General features: G+C 64.1%; 18 protein-coding genes and 1 pseudogene. 9 read left to right on the top strand and 10 right to left on the bottom strand.

Annotated features, from left to right (window positions below; translation table 11 throughout):
* Positions 1-138: 138 nt before the first annotated feature.
* Both egtB and egtD read left to right on the top strand, forming a co-directional pair.
* Positions 139-1,437, top strand: coding sequence for an ergothioneine biosynthesis protein EgtB (gene egtB, locus NLM31_RS28585; protein ID WP_254196282.1), 1,299 nt, complete (start codon positions 139-141; stop codon positions 1,435-1,437).
* A 60-nt stretch (positions 1,438-1,497) separates the two neighbouring features.
* A complete protein-coding gene (egtD, locus tag NLM31_RS28590; RefSeq protein ID WP_254194423.1) occupies positions 1,498-2,469 on the top strand; it encodes an L-histidine N(alpha)-methyltransferase in 972 nt (323 codons plus the stop codon).
* A 183-nt stretch (positions 2,470-2,652) separates the two neighbouring features.
* Here the strand turns inward: egtD and NLM31_RS28595 are convergent.
* Positions 2,653-3,856: pseudogene (locus NLM31_RS28595) on the bottom strand (low temperature requirement protein A).
* Between the two features lie 24 nt (positions 3,857-3,880).
* A complete protein-coding gene (locus NLM31_RS28600; protein WP_014494139.1) occupies positions 3,881-4,117 on the bottom strand; it encodes a BolA/IbaG family iron-sulfur metabolism protein in 237 nt (78 codons plus the stop codon).
* A 197-nt stretch (positions 4,118-4,314) separates the two neighbouring features.
* Between NLM31_RS28600 and NLM31_RS28605 the strand changes: the two genes are divergently transcribed.
* Together NLM31_RS28605 and NLM31_RS28610 are read left to right on the top strand one after the other, a co-directional pair.
* Positions 4,315-4,674: a DUF427 domain-containing protein gene (locus tag NLM31_RS28605; protein ID WP_254132501.1), complete on the top strand. Its 360-nt coding sequence runs from the start codon at positions 4,315-4,317 to the stop codon at positions 4,672-4,674.
* Between the two features lie 65 nt (positions 4,675-4,739).
* On the top strand, positions 4,740-5,843 hold the full coding sequence (locus tag NLM31_RS28610; protein ID WP_254194424.1) for an alpha/beta fold hydrolase: 1,104 nt from the start codon (positions 4,740-4,742) through the stop codon (positions 5,841-5,843).
* An 8-nt stretch (positions 5,844-5,851) separates the two neighbouring features.
* On the opposite strand, the gene NLM31_RS28615 is transcribed toward NLM31_RS28610, so the two are convergent.
* Entirely contained in the window at positions 5,852-6,025 is a 174-nt protein-coding gene (locus NLM31_RS28615) for a DUF1328 domain-containing protein (protein ID WP_092228199.1), read from the bottom strand.
* Between the two features lie 184 nt (positions 6,026-6,209).
* On the opposite strand from NLM31_RS28615, the gene NLM31_RS28620 reads away from it, so the two are divergent.
* A complete protein-coding gene (locus NLM31_RS28620) occupies positions 6,210-7,397 on the top strand; it encodes an acyltransferase (protein WP_254132503.1) in 1,188 nt (395 codons plus the stop codon).
* Positions 7,398-7,462: 65 nt separating this feature from the next.
* Here NLM31_RS28620 and purL read toward each other — a convergent pair whose 3' ends face one another.
* Positions 7,463-9,673, bottom strand: a complete 2,211-nt coding sequence (gene purL, locus NLM31_RS28625) for a phosphoribosylformylglycinamidine synthase subunit PurL (protein WP_254194425.1) — start codon at positions 9,671-9,673, stop codon at positions 7,463-7,465.
* A 184-nt stretch (positions 9,674-9,857) separates the two neighbouring features.
* On the opposite strand from purL, the gene NLM31_RS28630 reads away from it, so the two are divergent.
* Positions 9,858-10,337: a PaaI family thioesterase gene (locus tag NLM31_RS28630; RefSeq protein ID WP_254194426.1), complete on the top strand. Its 480-nt coding sequence runs from the start codon at positions 9,858-9,860 to the stop codon at positions 10,335-10,337.
* A gap of 162 nt (positions 10,338-10,499) precedes the next feature.
* Here the strand turns inward: NLM31_RS28630 and NLM31_RS28635 are convergent, their stop codons facing one another.
* Both NLM31_RS28635 and NLM31_RS28640 read right to left on the bottom strand, forming a co-directional pair.
* Positions 10,500-11,855 carry an NAD(P)H-dependent oxidoreductase gene (locus NLM31_RS28635; RefSeq protein WP_254194427.1) on the bottom strand — a complete coding sequence of 452 codons (1,356 nt, stop codon included), beginning with the start codon at positions 11,853-11,855 and terminating at the stop codon, positions 10,500-10,502.
* 212 nt (positions 11,856-12,067) lie between these two features.
* Positions 12,068-12,958, bottom strand: a complete 891-nt coding sequence (locus NLM31_RS28640; RefSeq protein ID WP_254194428.1) for a LysR substrate-binding domain-containing protein — start codon at positions 12,956-12,958, stop codon at positions 12,068-12,070.
* 280 nt (positions 12,959-13,238) lie between these two features.
* On the opposite strand from NLM31_RS28640, the gene NLM31_RS28645 reads away from it, so the two are divergent.
* Positions 13,239-14,261 (top strand): TRAP transporter substrate-binding protein, encoded by a 1,023-nt coding sequence (locus NLM31_RS28645; protein ID WP_254194429.1) that lies wholly within the window; start codon positions 13,239-13,241, stop codon positions 14,259-14,261.
* Positions 14,258-16,138, top strand: a complete 1,881-nt coding sequence (locus NLM31_RS28650; RefSeq protein WP_375167503.1) for a TRAP transporter large permease subunit — start codon at positions 14,258-14,260, stop codon at positions 16,136-16,138. Before NLM31_RS28645 ends, NLM31_RS28650 begins: the two co-directional genes overlap by 4 nt.
* 35 nt (positions 16,139-16,173) lie before the next feature.
* Here NLM31_RS28650 and NLM31_RS28655 read toward each other — a convergent pair whose 3' ends face one another.
* Positions 16,174-16,779, bottom strand: a complete 606-nt coding sequence (locus NLM31_RS28655; RefSeq protein WP_254194430.1) for a TetR/AcrR family transcriptional regulator — start codon at positions 16,777-16,779, stop codon at positions 16,174-16,176.
* 143 nt (positions 16,780-16,922) lie between these two features.
* On the opposite strand from NLM31_RS28655, the gene NLM31_RS28660 reads away from it, so the two are divergent.
* A complete protein-coding gene (locus NLM31_RS28660) occupies positions 16,923-17,321 on the top strand; it encodes a RidA family protein (RefSeq protein WP_254196284.1) in 399 nt (132 codons plus the stop codon).
* Positions 17,322-17,351: 30 nt separating this feature from the next.
* Here NLM31_RS28660 and NLM31_RS28665 read toward each other — a convergent pair whose 3' ends face one another.
* From NLM31_RS28665 to purS, 3 genes are read right to left on the bottom strand one after another with little or no spacing between them, the layout of a single operon-like run.
* Positions 17,352-18,326 carry a tripartite tricarboxylate transporter substrate binding protein BugD gene (locus NLM31_RS28665; RefSeq protein ID WP_254194431.1) on the bottom strand — a complete coding sequence of 325 codons (975 nt, stop codon included), beginning with the start codon at positions 18,324-18,326 and terminating at the stop codon, positions 17,352-17,354.
* Positions 18,323-19,024, bottom strand: a complete 702-nt coding sequence (gene purQ, locus NLM31_RS28670) for a phosphoribosylformylglycinamidine synthase subunit PurQ (protein ID WP_254194432.1) — start codon at positions 19,022-19,024, stop codon at positions 18,323-18,325. Before purQ ends, NLM31_RS28665 begins: the two co-directional genes overlap by 4 nt.
* Positions 19,024-19,263 carry a phosphoribosylformylglycinamidine synthase subunit PurS gene (gene purS, locus NLM31_RS28675; RefSeq protein WP_235545190.1) on the bottom strand — a complete coding sequence of 80 codons (240 nt, stop codon included), beginning with the start codon at positions 19,261-19,263 and terminating at the stop codon, positions 19,024-19,026. The genes purQ and purS overlap by 1 nt, the downstream gene beginning before the upstream one ends.
* Between the last annotated feature and the right edge of the window lie 11 nt (positions 19,264-19,274).

The raw sequence follows: 19,274 nt of genomic DNA on the forward strand, positions 1-19,274 counted from the left end.
CCAAAGTAAAATGGCGGCGAACGGCCCCTGGACGGCCGGCCAGGGCACCCCCGGGTCCATTGCATGATGGCACGAATATCATCGCCGGGGAGGACTTTCATACCGTAACGGAGCCCCTATCTAGGACGAACCTTGGTTTTGGAACCGGGTATCGCCAACAACGTTCTCTTGTCCTGTCTGGAGAAAAACGTGACGAAACAAGCCTCCGCAACGGCCAGTCCGCCGCTTTCGTCACCCTCCCCCGACCAGGGCGGCCTCGCCCAGCGGCTCGAGGCCGCGTTTCTCGCGGTCCGCAACGAGACCGAGCGCCGGGCCGCGCCGCTCTCGCCCGAGGACCAGCAGATCCAGTCGATGCCGGATGCGAGTCCGGCGAAATGGCATCGGGCGCATACCACCTGGTTCTGGGAGCAGTTCTTGCTCGGCGAGCACGCCCCTGGCTACCGGCCCTTCCACCCCGATTTCGCGTTCCTGTTCAATTCTTATTACGTCAGCGCCGGCCCCCGCCATGCCCGCAATCATCGCGGCGACATCACCCGGCCCAGTGCCGACGAGGTCGGCGCCTATCGCCGCCATGTCGATGCTGCCGTCGTCAAATTCTTCCGCGAGGCCGGCGAGGACAAGCTTCGGGCCGTCGCGCCACTGGTCGAAGTCGGTCTGAACCACGAGCAGCAGCATCAGGAATTGATGTTCACCGACATCCTGCACGCGTTTGCGCAGAACCCGATCTATCCCGCCTACGATGCAGACTGGCGCTTTCCGGCCGCGACGCGCATGGGTGAGGACTGGCTGACACTCAATGAAGGCATCCACACCGTCGGCCATGTCGACGACAGCTTTCATTTCGACAACGAAAAGCCCGCGCATCGCGCCCTGATCGGCCCGGTGAAGATCGCGCGCAATCTGATCACCAATCGCGAGTGGCTCGCCTTCATGCGCGACGGCGGCTACCGGACCGCAACGCTCTGGCTGATGGACGGCTTTGCCGCGGCCAGCAAGGAAGATTGGCAGGCCCCAGGTCATTGGCGCGAGATCGATGGTCAGTGGCATGTGATGACGCTTGCCGGCGTCAAGCCCGTCGATCCCGACGCACCGGTCTGCCATATCAGTTATTACGAGGCCGATGCGTTTGCGCGCTGGGCCGGAAAGCACCTGCCGACCGAAATGGAATGGGAGGTCGCTGCACGCGCCGGCCAGCTCAACGACGCCTTCGGCATCGTCTGGCAGTGGACGCGTTCATCGTATTCACCCTACCCCGGCTACCGCGCCATTGAGGGCGCGCTCGGCGAGTACAACGGCAAATTCATGGTCAACCAGCTGGTGCTGCGCGGCTCGTCACTTGCGACGCCCGACGGTCATAGCCGTGTCACATATCGCAACTTCTTTTATCCGCACCACCGCTGGCAATTCACGGGGTTGCGGCTCGCCGATTACGTCTGACGTCTTTGAAGTCTCATCCGACGACAACCGCGCGCCGGACAGCGCGTTCAGGAGAGTATCATGAATGTGCACGCCAGCGCCTTGGCCGAAGCCCATCTCCCCGACGAGCAGACGACCGCCTTCGCCCGCGAGGCCATCGAGGACCTCTCGCAGCAGCCGAAAAAACTGTCGCCGAAATATTTTTATGACGCGACCGGATCGGAGCTGTTCGAGGCGATCACGCGCCTGCCGGAATATTATCCGACGCGCACCGAGCTTGCGATCCTGAAGGAGCGCGGCAGCGAGATCGCAAAGATCATTCCCGAAAATGCCGCGCTGGTCGAATTCGGCGCGGGTGCGACCACAAAAGTTCGCCTGCTGCTGAACCAGTCCAGGTTCGCGGCCTACGTGCCCGTCGATATCTCCGGCGATTTCCTGAAGGCACAGGCCAATGGGCTGAAGCGGGATTTCCCCTCGCTCGGCATCTATCCGGTCGCGGCCGATTTCACCACGCCGTTCGAGCTGCCCAAGGCGGTGGCGTCAATGCCCAAGGTCGGCTTCTTCCCGGGCTCGACCATCGGTAATTTCGAGCCGCACGAGGCACAGGCGTTCTTGAAGAGTGCCCGCCAGATCCTCGGCAAGGGCGCGCAGATGATCATCGGCGCCGACCTCGAGAAGGAGGAGCGTCTGCTCCACGCCGCCTACAACGATGCCGCCGGCGTCACCGCGCGTTTCAACCTCAATGTCCTCGTGCGGATCAACCGCGAGCTCGGCGGCAATTTCGACCTCTCCGCCTTCACCCACGGCGCGATCTACAATCACGACCGGCACCGGATCGAGATGCACCTGATCAGCCGGAAGAGCCAGACCGTGCGCCTGCTCGGCACCAGCTTCTCGTTCCGGCCGGGCGAGAGCATCCACACCGAGAACAGCTACAAATACAGCCTCGAGCGCTTCGCCGCGCTGGCGCACGGCGCCGGATGGCGGGTGCGCGAGAGCTGGACTGACGCGGCGAAGATGTTCTCGGTGCACGCGCTCGAGGCGGCGGAGTAAACGCTCGGGCGCCATCGCATTTCAGAGCCGCTTCCTGCAGCGCATCCTTCGAGACGCCCGCCTCAGGCGGGCTCCTCAGGATGAGGACGGATTGTGCGGCAACAGCTCTAACGGGCACTTATGCTGATCAGCCTCATCCTGAGGAGACCGCGCAGCGGTCGTCTCGAAGGATGAGGCGCCTGCTCAGGCCTCCCCGGATTCCTCCTCGGCCGCTTCCGGCTTCGATCCCAGCGACACCGATTCCCATACCGCGACGACGATCATGATCACGCTCGTCGCGACCGAGAGCCAAAGTGGCGAGAGATCGGCGGCGAACCACCACAGCGCCACCAGCAGGATGATGCCGATGCCGTGGGAGAGCTGGAGGAAGCCGCGGATCGAGTGCTTGAACAGGATGGTGCCGACCAGAAACACCAGTGGGCCGCCGATCGTGCTCACGATGGTGCGGATGTCGGAATGTCCGGTCGGGTGCTTCAGCACCAGCTCGTCCGAAACCGCGGTCAGGATGATGCCGGCGACGATCGGCATGTGCAGATAGGTGTAGGCGAGCCGCGCCAGCCGGCCGGACTCGGCGCTCTTCGAGATCCGTTCGGAGCCGGCCTCCGCGCCCTTGTGGAAATAGACCCACCACATCGCGACGCTGCCGACAAGGCACGAGACAAAAGCCAGAATGTTGTCCGCGGTCCAGTCCAGCTCGGCGAAGGTCGCGCCGTTGACGACGACGGCTTCACCGAGCGCGATGATGATGAAGCCGGCGCAGCGCTCGGCCATGTGGCCGCCTTCGACGGCCCAGGCCTCGACCGACGAGAAGCCCAGCTTCGGCACCCAGAAACGCACCGCCGGCGAGACGTATTCGATCGTCAACGCCACGATCCAGAACCATAGCCTCTCCTCGCCGTGCGACAGGCCACCGAGGATCCAACACCGCGGAGCCGCAGAGCCAGACCAGGATGCGGATTGCGTTGTGGCGCACGGCGGTGCGATGGCGCGGGGTCGCGAACAGCCAGAACGCGGTGCGTCCGACCTGCATGACCGCGTACGCAATCGCAAACCACAGGCCGCGGCCGTCGAACGCGGTCGGGATCGTCGTCGACAGCACGAGGCCGCCGAGCATCATCAGGAAGATCAGGATCCGGACCGGCGTCAGCTCGGGGTTGAGCCAGTTGGTGACCCAGGCGGTGTAGACCCACACCCACCACACCGCGAGGAACAGCAGCGTGACCTCGACCGCTCCCAGCGGCGTGAAGTGGTGCAGCAGCGTGTGCGAGATCTGCGTGACGGCGAAGACGAAGACGAGGTCGAAGAACAGCTCGGCATTGGTGACGCGGCTGGGCTGGTTCGGCACGATCACGCGAAACATCGCGCCGCGCGGATTGTCGGCCGCCATAACCGCCCCCGTCGCTCGATCAGGTCAGGCGCCAGGTACGCCGGTTTGCAGCGCCAGCGCATGCAATACGCCGCCCATCTGGCCCTGCAGGGACCGATAGACGATCTGGTGCTGCTGAACGCGGGACTTGCCGCGGAAGGATTCCGAAATCACGGTCGCGGCATAGTGGTCGCCATCGCCGGCGAGGTCACGGATGGTCACCTCGGCATCGGGGATTGCGGCCTTGATCATCGCCTCGATATCGTGGGCGTCCATGGGCATTCGGGTCTTGCTCCTGTCTCGGCATCGAATCGCTTTGCCGGGGGTCCGGATCTGTAAGGCCAAACCTGCCGGCTGGGTCAAACTTAGCGTGAACGGCCTTCTACGTCACGCCTTCAGGCACTATATCCCTGATCCCATCAGGATAAAGGCACGACAAAGTGCCGCGCGCGGCAGATTGAACGAAAAGGCGTGAAATCATGAAGCTTCCCGGGCCGGATCACCCCATCACCATCACCCAAAACCCCCGGCGCGTCCGCGTCACGGCGGGCGATATCGTGATTGCCGAGAGCACCAAGGCGCTGACGCTGAAAGAGGCCAGATATCCGGCGGTGCAATATGTGCCACGCGAGGATGCCAACATGGCGCTGCTGGAGCGCACCGATCGCACCACCCACTGCCCCTATAAGGGGGACGCCAGCTATTACAGCATCAAGGCCAGTGGCAAGACGCTCGATAACGCGATCTGGACCTACGAGACGCCGTTTCCCGCCATGACCGAAATATCAGGCCATCTCGCCTTCTATCCGGACAAGGTGAAGATCGAGGAAGTGGGCTAAGTTCACTGGCGCCGTGACGCCGGGCGATCATCAGGCCGCCTCCCTCAGTCGACATCGGGCATGAGATGCCGCGCAAGGCCGCAAGACTGATTGGGGTCTCGTTGCTGGGATTGGCCGGCGTCCTCGTTGCATTGACCGTTGCCGGACTGGGTTTTCGCGCCTACCGCCAGCATCTAGCCACCGAAACTCTCGCGATCCGCTCTCCCAACGGCATCCAGGAGGGCGCGTTCGTCGATATCGGCGGCATCAAGCAATGGATTCAAATTCGCGGCGAGGATCGGGATAACCCGGTTCTCCTGTTCGTTCACGGTGGACCTGGAGGCTCAACCTTGGCGATTTCGTCGGGCTGGCGTCCCTGGGAAAGGCATTTCACCGTGGTGCAGTGGGACCAGCGCGGCGCCGGCCGTACCTATGGCGCCGCCGGCGACACGCTCGCGCCAACCATGACGCTGGAGCGAATGACACAGGATGGCATCGAGCTGGCCGAATATCTGCGCGCGCATCTGCACAAGGACAAAATTGTCCTGGTCGGACATTCCTGGGGCTCGTTCCTGGGCATTCACATGGTGAAGAGGCGCCCGGATCTGTTCTCGGCGTATGTCGGCACCGGCCAGGTGGTTGGCAGGGTGACGTTCGAGAAGCAATTCGAGATCACGATCGCGCATCTGCAAGCGTTGGCGCAGTCCGCTGGCAACAGCGAGGCCCAAGCCGAATTGGCACCAATCGTGGCGCGCCCTCTGATCAATCCACAAAATCGATTGGTTGCGGACAAGTGGAGCAAAGCGCTGGGGCTACCCTCCATTGAGAGCGTCCAGTTGGCGGGTCCCATTCCACCCCCGTTCATGCCGGATTTCTCGCTGCTGGACTGGTACAACTGGCGCAAAGGCATGGCCTTCTCCGCAAAATATCTGCGCGGACGAGAGGGCCCCATGTTCAAGCGCGACGTCGCCTCGCTGGGACTCGCTTTTTCGATCCCGATGATCTTCATCGAGGGCGATGCGGATGACAACACACCGGGTGGGCCGGCCGAACAACTCTTCAATCAGATCACGGCCCCGCATAAGGAATTTGTCTGGGTGCGCGGCGGCGATCATTTCATTCCGTTCGATCGTCCCGACGAGTTCCTGGCGGAGCTGCTGGCCCACGTCGTGCCGTTCACGCGTAATTGAGAGCGGCGCTACGCTCGGAAGATCGTAAGTCCGAGTATGAGCAGCACCAGGAAGATCACCACGAAAACGTAGAACAGGAAGCGGGCGACATCGGCGGACGCCGCCGAGATGCCGGTGAAGCCGAGCACACCCGCCACGATCGAGATCAGCAGGAAGATCAGTGCCCATTTCAAGATTGTCATCGCCAGCTCCGCGACTGCGGCCACCGCAATCGGCGGCCGACACCTGTTTCGGAAACGCTAACCGTGTTGCGCGGAACTGGTTCCTAAATACACGACGCAAGGTTGTCGTGGCACCAACTGCCCTTGGTGAATCGGGTTCCCCGCCGCACATTCCGACCGGCGCAAGGGGGCAATCGGGGCGATCATGATTTCGATGTCACATTCTGCGGCGATCGGCGCGGAGGCGCATGCCGAGCCGAAGGCCAAGGTGCGCAATCTGTCGCTCGACCGCGCCCGCACGTTCCTGACGCTGGTGGTGCTGCTGCATCACGCCGTCATTCCCTACACCTATTTCGGCCACACCGATCCGACCTCCTGGATCGGCTTCGACATCGTCGTGCTCGCCACCGACAGTTTCTTCATGGCGATGTTCTTCTTCCTGTCGGGGCTGTTCACCTGGCCCGGCATCGCGCGCAAGGCGCCGTCAGTCTTCCTGCGCGACCGCCTGCTACGATTGGGGCTGCCATTCGTGATCGCAGCCTTCACCGTCATTCCGCTCGCCTATTACGCGATCGCGCTGCGCGAACAAGCCGAGCTGACCTTTGCCGCGTTCTGGTGGAAGACGATCACCGTCGGCCCGTGGCCGAGCGGTCCGATCTGGTTCGTCTGGGTGCTGCTCGCATTCGACCTCACCGCAAGCCTGCTCTACCGGGTCTCGGCGCATCTGGTCGATCCCGTCAACCGCATTTCGGTTCGGGGCTTTGGACAGCCGGCCATCTTCTGGCTGCTGCTCACCGTCGTCACGGCCATCGTCTACGTGCCGGCACTGGCCTATTTCGGCGTCAACAAATGGTTCGAGTTCGGGCCGTTCTCGGTGCAGGCGAGCCGCGTGCTGCTCTACTTCGCCTATTTCTTCTTCGGCGTCAGCGTCGGGGCTGCGAACTTCAATCACGGCATTCTCGGCGCCGACGGCCAATTGCCGAGGAGCCGCTGGCTCTGGGCGATCGCGACGCTGATCCCTTATTGCGGGATGTGGGGCATGATCTACATCAAGCGCGGAATCCTGGGCAATCCGGAGGTGCTGCCGGGTTGGTACCAGGCCATCTACGGCACGTTCTTCGTGCTGTTCTCGGCCGCGATCCTGCTCGCGATCCTCGCCTTCTTCCTGCATGCGAAGACGCCGGGACCGACGTTGCTCGACCGCATGCAGGCGGATGCCTATGGCATGTTCCTGGTGCACTACCCGATCGCGCTGTGGACCCAGTACGTCCTGTTCGACTACGGACTGCCGGCCATCGTGAAGGCCGCGATCGGCTTCGTGCTCACGGTGATTTTGAGCTGGGGCCTGACGGCGGCGTTGCGGAAGCTTCCGGGCGCGTCGCACGTGTTGTAGACGTGCTCGTAGCCCGGATTTCGCTACGCTCCATCCGGCTACGGGACTGAAGTTGTGGCGGTGCCTTACGCCGCCTTGCCGCCCATATAATCCGGCAACCAGCGCTCATGCGACGCCTTCAGTGCGTCGATCGACACGGGCGTCTCGCCCGCGATCGAGATCGTATCGCCACCGGTGGTGCCGATGCGCACGCAGGGCACCTCGCAGCCGCGCATCTTGGCGAGCACGCGGCCGGCTTCCGTTTCCGGCACGGTGACGAGATAGCGCGCCTGGTCCTCGCCGAACCAATAGGCATGCGAGACCAGCGACGTCGGCGCTGCCAGCAGCTTTGCACCGATGCCACCAGCCATCGCCATTTCGGCGAGCGCAATCAGCAGGCCACCGTCGGAGAGATCGTGCACGGCGGTCGCAGTGCCCGCATGGATCATGCCGCGCACGCAGTCGCCGTTGCGCTTCTCGGCCGCAAGATCGACCGGCGGCGGCGCGCCCTCCTCGCGACCGCAGATGTCGCGCAGGTAGACGGACTGGCCGAGCCAGCCATGGGTGTCGCCGACCAGCAGGATCGCCTCGCCCTCGGCCTTGAAGGCGAGCGACGCAGACTTGGTGAAATCGTCGAGCAGGCCGACGCCGCCGATCGAGGGCGTCGGCAGGATCGCGCGGCCGTTGGTCTCGTTGTAGAGCGAGACGTTGCCGGACACGACCGGGAAGTCGAGCGTGCGGCAGGCTTCCGAGATGCCCTTCAGGCAACCGACGAACTGGCCCATGATCTCGGGCCGCTCAGGATTGCCGAAATTCAAATTGTCGGTGATCGCGAGCGGCTTGCCGCCGACGGCGGTGATGTTGCGCCAGGCTTCCGCTACCGCCTGCTTGCCGCCCTCGAACGGATCGGCCTCGCAATAGCGCGGCGTGACGTCGACGGTCAGCGCCAGGCCCTTCGGCCCGTCCTGCACGCGCACGACGGCAGCGTCGCCGCCGGGGCGCTGCATGGTGTTGCCGAGGATGACGTGGTCGTACTGCTCCCACACCCAGCGCTTGCTGCACATGTCGGGCGTGCCGATCAGCTTCTCCAGCGCGCTACCTACGCCCATCGGCGCCGGCACGTCGCGCGCATGCACGGTCGGCAGCGCGGCGGAAGGGACATGCGGACGGTCATAGAGCGGCGCCTCGTCGCCGAGCTCCTTGATCGGCAGGTCGGCCATGACGTCGCCGCCATGCTTGACCACGAAGCGCTTGCTCGGCGTGGTGTAGCCGACCACGGCGAAATCGAGGCCCCATTTCTTGAAGATCGCCTCGGCTTCCTGTTCCTTCTCGGGCTTGAGCACCATGAGCATCCGCTCCTGGCTTTCCGAGAGCATCATCTCGTAGGCGCTCATGCCGGTCTCGCGGGTCGGCACCGCGTCGAGATCGAGGTCGACGCCGAGGTCGCCCTTGGCGCCCATCTCGACCGCCGAGCAGGTCAGGCCCGCCGCGCCCATGTCCTGGATCGCGATGACGCAGCCCTTCTCCATGATCTCGAGGCAGGCCTCGAGCAGCAGTTTTTCGGCGAAGGGATCGCCGACCTGAACGGTCGGGCGCTTCTCCTCGGACTTGTCGTCGAACTCGGCCGAGGCCATCGAGGCGCCGTGGATGCCGTCGCGGCCGGTCTTGGAGCCGAGATAGACGATCGGCATGTTCACGCCGGAGGCGGCCGCATAGAAGATCTTGTCGGCGTCGGCGAGGCCGACCGCCATCGCGTTGACGAGGATGTTGCCGTCATAGCGGGTGTGGAAGCGCACCTGGCCGCCGACCGTCGGCACGCCGAAGGAATTGCCGTAACCGCCGACACCGGCAACGACGCCGGAAACAAGGTGACGAGTTTTCGCGTGCTCGGGCGCGCCAAAACTCAACGCGTTGAGGCAGGCGATCGGGCGCGCGCCCATGGTGAAGACGTCGCGCAAAATGCCGCCGACGCCGGTGGTCGCGCCCTGGTACGGCTCGATATAGCTGGGGTGGTTGTGGCTCTCCATCTTGAAGACCACGGCCTGGCCGTCGCCGATGTCGATCACGCCGGCGTTCTCGCCGGGCCCCTGGATCACCCAGGGCGCCTTGGTCGGCAGGCCCTTCAGATGGATGCGCGAGGATTTGTACGAGCAGTGCTCGTTCCACATCGCCGAGAAGATGCCGAGCTCGGTGAAGGTCGGCTCCCGCCCGATCAGCTTCAGGATGCGCTCGTACTCGTCGGGCTTGAGCCCGTGGGCGGCAACCAGTTCGGGGGTGATCTTGGGTTCGTTCTTCATGGATTCGGGGCTTTCGGCGGGCGTTTGGCCGTTCTTAGGAACATCGGGGGCTCTCGAAAAGCCCTTTATGAGGCATTTTCCCGCTGTCCCACGTTTTGCAAGCGGGGTCGGCGGGAACGGGAATTGCAAGGCGCTGACGGATCGGATTTAAGGGCTAAAGACCCGTAATTGAAGGCCCATTTCCTTGCACGAATTGACCAAAGTCCCCGCCACCCGCCGTCCCGACCTGCACGTCGCCACCGAGGGCGAGTTCAAGGGCTGGCGGACCTCGATTCGCGACAGTTTTGAGAGCCATATCGGCCCGTTCTGGCACAAGGTCGAGGACGACGGCAGCGTCCGCTCGGCGTTCCGGGTCGAGAAAAAGCACCTCAACGGCTCCGGGAACGTCCATGGCGGCTGCTTCATGGCCTTCGCCGACTATTGCCTGTTCGCCATCGCCACCCACGAGCTGGACGGTCCGGCCGTGACCACCAATTTCGCCTGCGATTTCCTCGACGCGGCCCGCGAGGGCGAGCTGGTCGAATGCACCGGCGAAGTGTCCCGCGCCGGCGGCTCGCTGATCTTCCTGCGCGGCCAGCTGACCTCGGCAGGGCGGCCGCTGTTCACCTTCTCCGGCACGATCAAGCGGGTGAAGCGGAAGCCGGCCGTGCCGGCAAACGCATAGCCTCGCAGCTTCCCGTTTGGCACGCCCTCGCCCGGGGTTATCTCGGCCGGCTCGTCACACTGACCGCGAATGCGCAAGCGGACTCGCGCATTCCGATCGGATGGGCCTCTGCCATTGGCGATGACAAGGGAAAATTTCGGTTGTCACCGCCCATTGCTCCAATCAAGCAGCCACGTTCGGCTGCCGGAAGGCCGCTTCCATCTCGCGGCGCACCCGCACGGCGAGACTGTTGGGATCGTACTCCACGTCTTCCCATTTCAGGCGCTGGCCCGGCTCGATGTCGGTCTTGAGCTTAACATGGTGGGCGAGGCCGAGCGGCAGGTAGCCCTGCTTCAGTGACGCGTCGGCTGGGGTCTGCTTGCCCCAGACGCAGAAGCCGCCCTCGCCGTCGAGCATCTCGCCGGCCTTCAGCTTGCGCTTCGCGGTCGCGACCACGTCGGAGTTGAAGACGATCGGCGCGCCGGTGGGCTCCTTGCGCAGCGCCGCGGAGGCCACGGAGATGCCGAGCTCGAGCCCGATCATGTGGATCGGCCGATACAGCGAGGCATATTTGCCGGTCTTATCCGGCAGCATGCTGTATTCGCGGAAGCATTCCTCCGAATAGGCGCTGTCGGTCTCGAACACGACATAGGTGCCCATCACGAGGCTCTGCGGCACGTCGGTGCCGTCGCGATAGACCGAGGAGGTCACCTCGGTGACCCCTGATCTCTCCAGCGTGCCGCCGTCGGATTTCGGCTTGCAGATTTCGGCGTGCTCGAAGCGCGTGGCCGGCGGGAAGGACAAGCCTTCGCTCTGCGCATGCAACCCGGTCGCGTTGCACACCGCGGTCATCTCGATACCCGACTTGGTGCCGTCGACGAACGAGTTGAACATCTTCGGATTGATCGAGTTGCGATCCTTGATCTTCATGTATTTGTCGAGGATGTCCCAGACCGTATCCGGCGTCGACTGATGATAGGTCGGGTGATAGCGCGTGCCCTTGCCGGCGGCGACGACCTTGAATCCGGCCGCACGTGCCCAATCGACGTGATCGGCGATCAGTGCCGGCTGGTCGCCCCAGGCCAGCGAATAGACCACGCCGGCCTGCCGTGCCTTGCGCGCCAGGATCGGGCCTGCGACAGCGTCCGCCTCGACATTGACCATCACGATGTGCTTGCCGTTCTCGATCGCCTTCATCGCGAAGCGGATGCCGGCGCCGGGATCGCCGGTCGCCTCGATGATGACCTCGATGGCGGGATGAGTGATGAGCGCATCGGCGTTGTCGGTGACGATGGTGCGGCCGTGCTTGAGCGCATCGTCGATCGTAGCAGCCGCATATTGTTCCTCGGGCCAGCAACCGAGCTTGAGCTGGGAACGGGCGCGTGCGGTGTTCAGGTCGGCGACGCCGACGAGATGCATGCCGTCGGTCTGGCGCACCTGCGACAGGAACATCAGGCCGAATTTTCCGGCGCCGATCAGGCCAATGGTAACGGGCCTGCCGGCCGCCTTGCGCTCCAGCAGCATGCGATGAAGATTCATCTGGATTTCCTTAGCGTTCCTCGGGTGACGACGTTGCTGCAGCCGTGGATTCCGGCCGCGCTCGCCTTGTCCGGAAACGTTAGGCAGCTGCGAATCCGAGGGCAATTCAGATTATCTGCCGCGACGATGTAGGCGCGCTAAACAATCCGCGCGCTTTGGCTCCCAGTTTGCAGCATGATCTTTCTCGGAAAACCGCTTCACACTTTTCCGGATCATGCGCGTGCGCTCCAGGCATCGCGTTCCCCGCGCAACCAATCGAGGAAGGTGCGGGTCTTGCGGTGGCGCAGATGGCCATGCGGACAGACGATCCACTGCGTGGTCAGCACGACCTCCGGCGGATTCCTGACCGGGCAGACCAGGCGGCCGTCGCGCAATTCGCGCCAGGCCAGCAGTTCGCTCTCCAGCCCGATGCCGAGCCCGTCGACGGCAGCGTCGATCGCCATGTGGCTGCGGTCGAACAGCACGCGCTTCCAGCGCTCCGCAGGCTCGATGCCGGCCTCCATGAACCAGCGCGGCCATTGCATCTGCGATTTCACCGAATGGATCAGCCGGTGCTTGAGCAGGTCCTGGGCCGAGAGGCTGCCCGCCGCAAGAAACGAAGGCGCGCACAGCGGGAAGAATCGCTCCTTGCCGAGGCTTTCCACGAACAGGCCGGCCCAGCCGCCTTCCCCATGGCGGATCTCGAGGTCGACATTCTCCTTGCGGAAATCGGTCGGCTCATTGGTGCCGTCGAGCCGCAATTCGATGTCCGGATTGGCGTCGACGAAGCCTGCCAGCCGGGGCAGCAGCCATTTGCTCGACACGCTCGGCGCGGCACGCACCGTCAATGTGGTGGCCGAACGGATGCCGCGAACGTGTTGCGTCACGTCGGTGACGTGCTCGATCTCGCGGCTGATCATCTCGAAATAGCGCTCACCCGCTTCCGTCAGCGTGATGTTGCGCCCGACCCGCGACGTCAGCGCCGTGCCGAGATGCAGCTCCAGCGCCTGGATCTGCTGGCTGACGGCCGACGGCGTCACCCGCAATTCGTCCGCCGCGCGGGAAATGCTGCCCGCGCGCGCCACCGCGTGGAAGACGATGATGGCGCGGAACGGTATCTGCATCGGGAAACCTTTTAGGCCAGCTAAAGTGACGGCGAATATAATTCAATTGTCGTGCATGACCAGCGATCTAGGCTTCAACCTCAAGGCAACCCGCGACAGACGGGTGCCAAAGAGGAAACAGGACCGCGCAGGCAGCCGGTCCGCCCGGGGGAAGGAACGCAAGGCTCAAGCCCTTTCACCAGCTCCAACGATTTTGACGACCGGCGCAGCAAGGCCTGTGCGCGGCAACGAACACGTGCGCCGACAAGGCGCCGCAGGGATCATCAAGGGAGGACCAAAGATGTCGGGCAAAAGCCACAGGATTTCACGCCGCAATTTCATGGTCGCGGCTGCCGCCGTTCCGCTGGTCGCGATCCGCACCAGGCCGGCGCAGGCCGCGGAGTTCGAATACAAGCTCGCTACCGGCCAGTCGCTGACGCAGCCGATCAACACCCGCCTCGATCAGGCGGTGAAACGGATCAGGGAAGCGAGTGGCGGCCGGCTGGAGCTCAAGTTCTTCCCTGCCTCGCAGCTCGGCTCGGACACCGACCTCTTGACCCAGATCCGCAGCGGCGGTGTCGATTTCCTCAACATCGCCGGCTCCGTCCTGTCGACTGTGGCGCCGATCGCCGGCATCGCCAATGTCGGCTTCGCGTTCTCGGACTACGGCCAGGTCTGGAATGCGATGGACGGCGACCTCGGCAAGCTGATCGCCACGCAGATCGAGAAGACCGGCGCACTGGTGATGGCCAAACCCGCCGACAATACGTTCCGGCAGATCTCGTCGTTCACCAAGCCGATCAAGACGCCGGCGGATCTTGCCAGCTACCGCATCCGTGTGCCGGTGTCGCCGATCTTCACCTCGCTGTTCAAGTCGCTCGGCGCCAATCCAACCTCGATCAACTTCAATGAATTGTACACGGCACTGCAGACCCATCTCGTCGACGGCCAGGAGAACGGCCTCGTCACCATCGAGGCCGGCAAGATCTACGAGGTGCAGAAGTACATATCCGAGACCAACCATATCTGGGATCCGTTCTTCATCCTCGGCAACCGCCGCTCGGTGAAGGCGCTCCCCGACGATCTGCAGGCGCTGGTCCGCAAGGAATTCGATCAGGCCGCGATGGAGCAGCGCGCGGACACCGCAAAACTCAATCTGACGCTGAAGGACCAGCTGATCGCCAAGGGCATCACCTTCGAGGCCTCCGACAAGGAAGCGTTCCGCAAGGAGCTGTCGGCCGCCGGCTTCTACAAGGAATGGCGCGGCAAGTTCGGCGAAGACAATTGGAAGACGCTGGAGGCAGCGGCGGGAGCACTGGCATGAGCGCAGTGATCGACATGTCGGAAACGGCGACGCTCGGCAAGGCCCAGCCGTTGCGCGGCCGGTGGCTGGAGCAGTCGCTGCGCTGGCTGGTGGAGATCCCCGCGGCGATCGCCGTCGTCGCCGAAGTCATCATCCTGTTCGCCGGCATCGTGGCGCGCGGCGTCTTTCATCGGCCAATCATCTGGTCGGACGAGCTCGCCTCCATCCTGTTCCTGTGGCTGGCGATGCTCGGCAGCGCGATCGCCGTGCAGCGCTCGGCGCATATGCGCCTGACCTTCTTCACCTCGTATCTGTCGCCACGTGTCGAGGCCTGGGCGTCGACACTCGCCGCGGGCGCCGTCGCGCTGTTCCTCGCGATCATCCTGCATCCGGCGCTGGACTATGTCGAAGATCAGGCCTTCGTGGAGACGCCGGCGCTTGGCTGGTCCGGCATGATCCGCGCGGCCGCCATTCCCGTCGGTTGCGTCATCGCGCTCGCCAGCATCTGCCTCACCCTCGTCAAGCGGTCGGCGAGGGACCTGCTTGCCGTGACTGTCCTGTTTGCGGCAATTGCCGGCGCACTCTATCTCGCAGGTCCCTCGCTGAAGCCGCTGGGCAACTGGAACCTGCTGATCTTCTTCGTCGGCCTGCTCGGCTGCGCCGTGATGGCCGGCGTGCCGATCGCGTTTTCCTTTTGTCTGGCGACCGTCGCCTTCCTGCTCACCACCACGCGGACGCCGTTGCTGGTCGTGGTCGGACGGATCGACGAGGGCATGAGCTCGCTCATTTTGCTCGCGGTGCCACTGTTCGTGCTGCTGGGCCAGCTGGTCGAGCAGACCGGCATGGCGCGCGTCATGGTCGCGTTCCTGGCGTCGGTACTCGGCCATATCAGAGGCGGGCTGTCCTATGTGATGTTAGGGGCCATGCTGCTGGTCTCCGGCATCTCCGGCTCCAAGACCGCCGACATGGCGGCGATTGCCCCGGTGTTGTTTCCCGAGATGCGCAAGCGCGGCATGAAGGATGGTGAGCTGGTGTCGCTGCTGGCAGCGTCAGGTGCGATGAGCGAGACCATTCCGCCGTCGATCGTGCTGATCGCGATCGCCTCCGTCACCGGCGTGTCGATCGCGGCGCTGTTCACCGCCGGCATCCTGCCGGGCATCGTGCTGGCGATCGTGCTCGCTTTCGTCGCGCGCTACCGGGCGGGCGCGGAGGAGAACGCCGCGCTCAAGGTGGCGCGGGCGCCGATGTCGGTGGTGGCGAAGACGTTGTGGGCGGCATTGCCGGCGCTGGCGTTGCCGTTCCTGATCCGCAGCGCGGTGGTCGAGGGTTATGCCACCGCGACCGAGGTCTCGACCATCGGCATCGCCTACTGCCTCGTGCTCGGCCTGATCGTCTATCGCGGCAGCCTGGCCTGGAAGAACGTGCTGCCGATGCTGGTGCAGACCGCCTCGCTGTCCGGCTCGATCCTGTTCATCGTGGGAGCTGCGAGCGCGATGGCCTGGGCGCTGGCGCAATCCGGATTTTCGCATGATCTGGCGGCGCGCATGGCCGGCGTGCCCGGCGGCGCCTACGGCTTCCTGCTGATCTCGGTGATCGCCTTCATCGTGCTCGGCAGCGTGCTGGAGGGGATTCCGGCGATCGTGCTGTTTGGCCCGCTGCTGTTCCCGGTGGCCGCAACGTTCGGCATCAACGAGGTGCACTATGCAATGGTGGTGATCCTCGCCATGGGCCTCGGCCTGTTCGCGCCGCCGTTCGGCCTCTGCTACTACGCCGCTTGCACCATCGGTGGCGTGTCGCCCGATGCCGGCATGCGCCGGATCTGGATCTATCTCGCCTGGCTGTTCCTGGGCCTGCTGCTGATCACCTTCGTGCCCTGGATATCGCTGGTCTTTCTATGAGGGTCACACGATGGAGGTCCATGAGCGAATTTGCATCATGCGCTGCGGACCGCATCGCGCAGCAATCCGCTCGCCAACTGTCGAAACGCGTCCACGGCCTTGTTCAGTACGGCTTTCGGATCGTCGGCCGCGGCGACCCATAAAGCAGCGCTGAGCGCGGCGCCGTTCAGCAATCGCCCCGCCGCTTCAACGTCCACGGGCTTCACCACCTTTTCGTCGATCAGCGAACGGACCGTTCGCATGGTGACCTCCAGGCAGGCGTTCTCGCCGGGCCATTTCGATGGATCACCGAGTACGGCCGGTCCATCCAGAAGCATGATGCGCTGAATTTCAGGATCGAGCGCCATTTCGATATACGCACTGCCCTCTGCGAGGAGGCCTTGCCACAAGGTGGGCGCCTGCTCGCGGATCGCGCGCAGCCGCTCCGCCATTTCGGCGTCGATCTGCTCGACGACGGCCCAGAGCAGCCCCTTCTTGTCTTCGAAATTGTGATAGAGCGCGCCCCGCGTCAGCCCGACCGAGGCCGTCAGCTCATCCATCGACGCGTCTGCATAACCTTGCGTGGCGAACGCCTTGCGCGCGGCCCGGATGAGCTTGACCCGATTTTCCGCCATGGCTGCGGCGCGCTTTCCTTCGACCATGCTCGCTCCACTTTTCAGTTGACATACGCCTCGTATGTGAGCGATACCCACTCACATACGGAACGTATATGAAGAATGTCACGGCCGGCGCCGCAAGGCAATTCGGCCGCCAGCTCCACAGTTTCTTTCGAAAGGCTCAAGCCATGCTCCAACGCGAGGCAATCTTCCCCGCTGACCGCCACGCGCTTTACCAAGCGCATCGGTATTCTCCGGCGATCCGATCCGGTGACTTGCTCTTCGTTTCGGGCCAGGTCGGTAGTCGCGAGGACGGCTCACCCGAGCCGGTGTTCGAGGATCAGGTCCGGCGTGCGTTTGCCAATCTGCGCGCCGTGCTCGCAGCTGCCGGATGCACACTGAGCGATGTGGTGGATGTCACCACGTTTCACACCGATCCTGACAAGCAGATCGATACGGTGATGGCCGTCCGCAGCGCAGAGATCGGCGACGCCCCCTATCCGAACTGGACGGCCGTGGGAGTGAATTGGCTCGCAGGGTTCGACTTCGAGATCAAGGTCATCGCCCGGATCCCTTCAGCCGCGTAAGGCCGTCTCCCGCCAATGCGGGAGAGACGCCTACGGCTTGGCGTCGTCCGCCAGCATCTTCCGGTACTTCTCGACGTCGCGCGTCACGAGTTTTTGCAGCACCTCGGGCGTGTGCTCGTCGGGATCGGGCGCGACGGTCGAGAGATCAGCAAAACGCTTCTTCACCGCGTCGGTCTCGACCGCGGTGCGCGCGGCCGCATTCAGCTTGGCGATGATGGCCGGCGGCGTGCCCTTCGGCGCGAACAGGCCGTTCCAGCCCTGCGCCTCGAACTCGGGCAGGCCGGCTTCGGCCGACGTCGGCAGGTCGGGCAGCGTGGCGAGCCGCACGGTCGAGCCGACCACGAGCCCCCTCACCAGCTTCTCGTTGATCGACTGCGACACCGAGGCCGCAGCATCGCAGACGCCATCGATCTGGCTGCCGATCGCATCGGTGAGCGCGGGCGAAGCTCCGCGATAGCCGACCAGCGTCGCGTCGATGCCGGCGGCCGTGACAAAGCTCTTGCAGATGAGATAGTTCGACGAGCCGACGCCGGCGTGTCCCAGGTTGATCTTGCCCGGATTGGCCTTGGCGTAGGCGATGAACTCCTTCAGGTCCTTCGCCGGAAAGTCCTTGCGCAGCGCGATGATGCCGAAGGTCTTGGCGACCATGGCGATCGGCGCGAAGGAGTCCGGCGTGAACGGCAGCTTCGGATAGATGGTGTAGGTCGCAGCATTGGTGCCGGCATTGCCGATCGCGATGGTGTAACCATCAGGCTCGGAACGGGAGGCACGCGCCAGCGCGGTCGAGCCGCCGGCGCCTGCAACGTTCTCGATCACGATGGATTGGCCGAGCGCCACGCCCATCTGCTCGGCCACAGTGCGCGCGATCACGTCCGAGGTGCCGCCGGCCGCGAACGGCACGATCATGGTGATCGGACGCTTGGGGAAATCCTGGGCGAAGGCGGCAGATGTCAGCGACAGCGCCGCAATCGCGGCGAACGCGCGCTTCAACACGAACGAGATCACGCGGCCTTTTCCAGATGCGCGGTGAGGCCCGCGAACAGGCCGCGGCCATCGGTGCAGCCCATGATGTCTTCGACGTGGTTTTCCGGATGCGGCATCATGCCGAGCACGTTGCCCTTGTCGTTGACGATTCCGGCGATCGAATGCGCGGCACCGTTGATGTTGGACTGGTCGTCGACCGTGCCGTCCGGGGAGCAATAGCGATAGAGCACGCGCCCCTCGCCCAGCAACCGCTTCACCGTCTCTTCGTCGGCCGCATAATTGCCCTCGCCATGCGCGACGGGCACGCGAATGACCTGGCCGGCATTGTAGCCGCGCGTGAACGGCGTATCCGAACGCTCGACCCGCAGGTGAACATCCTTGCAGATGAATCTCAGCCGCGAATTGCGCATCAGAATGCCCGGCAGGAGGCCGGATTCGCAGAGGATCTGGAAACCGTTGCAGACGCCGAGCACGAGGCCGCCCTTGGCCGCATAGTCACGCACCGCATCCATCACCGGCGCCCGCGCCGCAATCGCACCACAGCGCAAATAGTCGCCGTAGGAGAAGCCACCGGGCACGACCACGAGGTCGGTGCCTGAAGGCAGCGAGGTCTCGGCGTGCCACACCATCGCGGGCTCATGGCCCGAGATGAGCTTCAGCGCGCGCGCCATGTCGCGTTCGCGGTTGATGCCGGGGAAGACGAGGATGGCGGCTTTCATCAGAGCAGCTCGACCCGATAGTTCTCGATCACGGTGTTGGCGAGCAGCTTGTCGGCGGCTTCCTTCAGCGCGGCTTCCGCCTTGGCCTTGTCGGCGCCGGCGAGCTCGATGTCGAACACCTTGCCCTGGCGGACGCTGGCGACGCCGTCGACACCGAGCGACTTCAGCGCGCCTTCGATGGCCTTGCCCTGCGGATCGAGGATACCCGTCTTCAGGGTAACGGTAACACGTGCCTTCACGTCAAATCCCT

It is taken from the genome of Bradyrhizobium sp. CCGUVB4N (assembly GCF_024199945.1).
Taxonomy (GTDB): domain Bacteria; phylum Pseudomonadota; class Alphaproteobacteria; order Rhizobiales; family Xanthobacteraceae; genus Bradyrhizobium.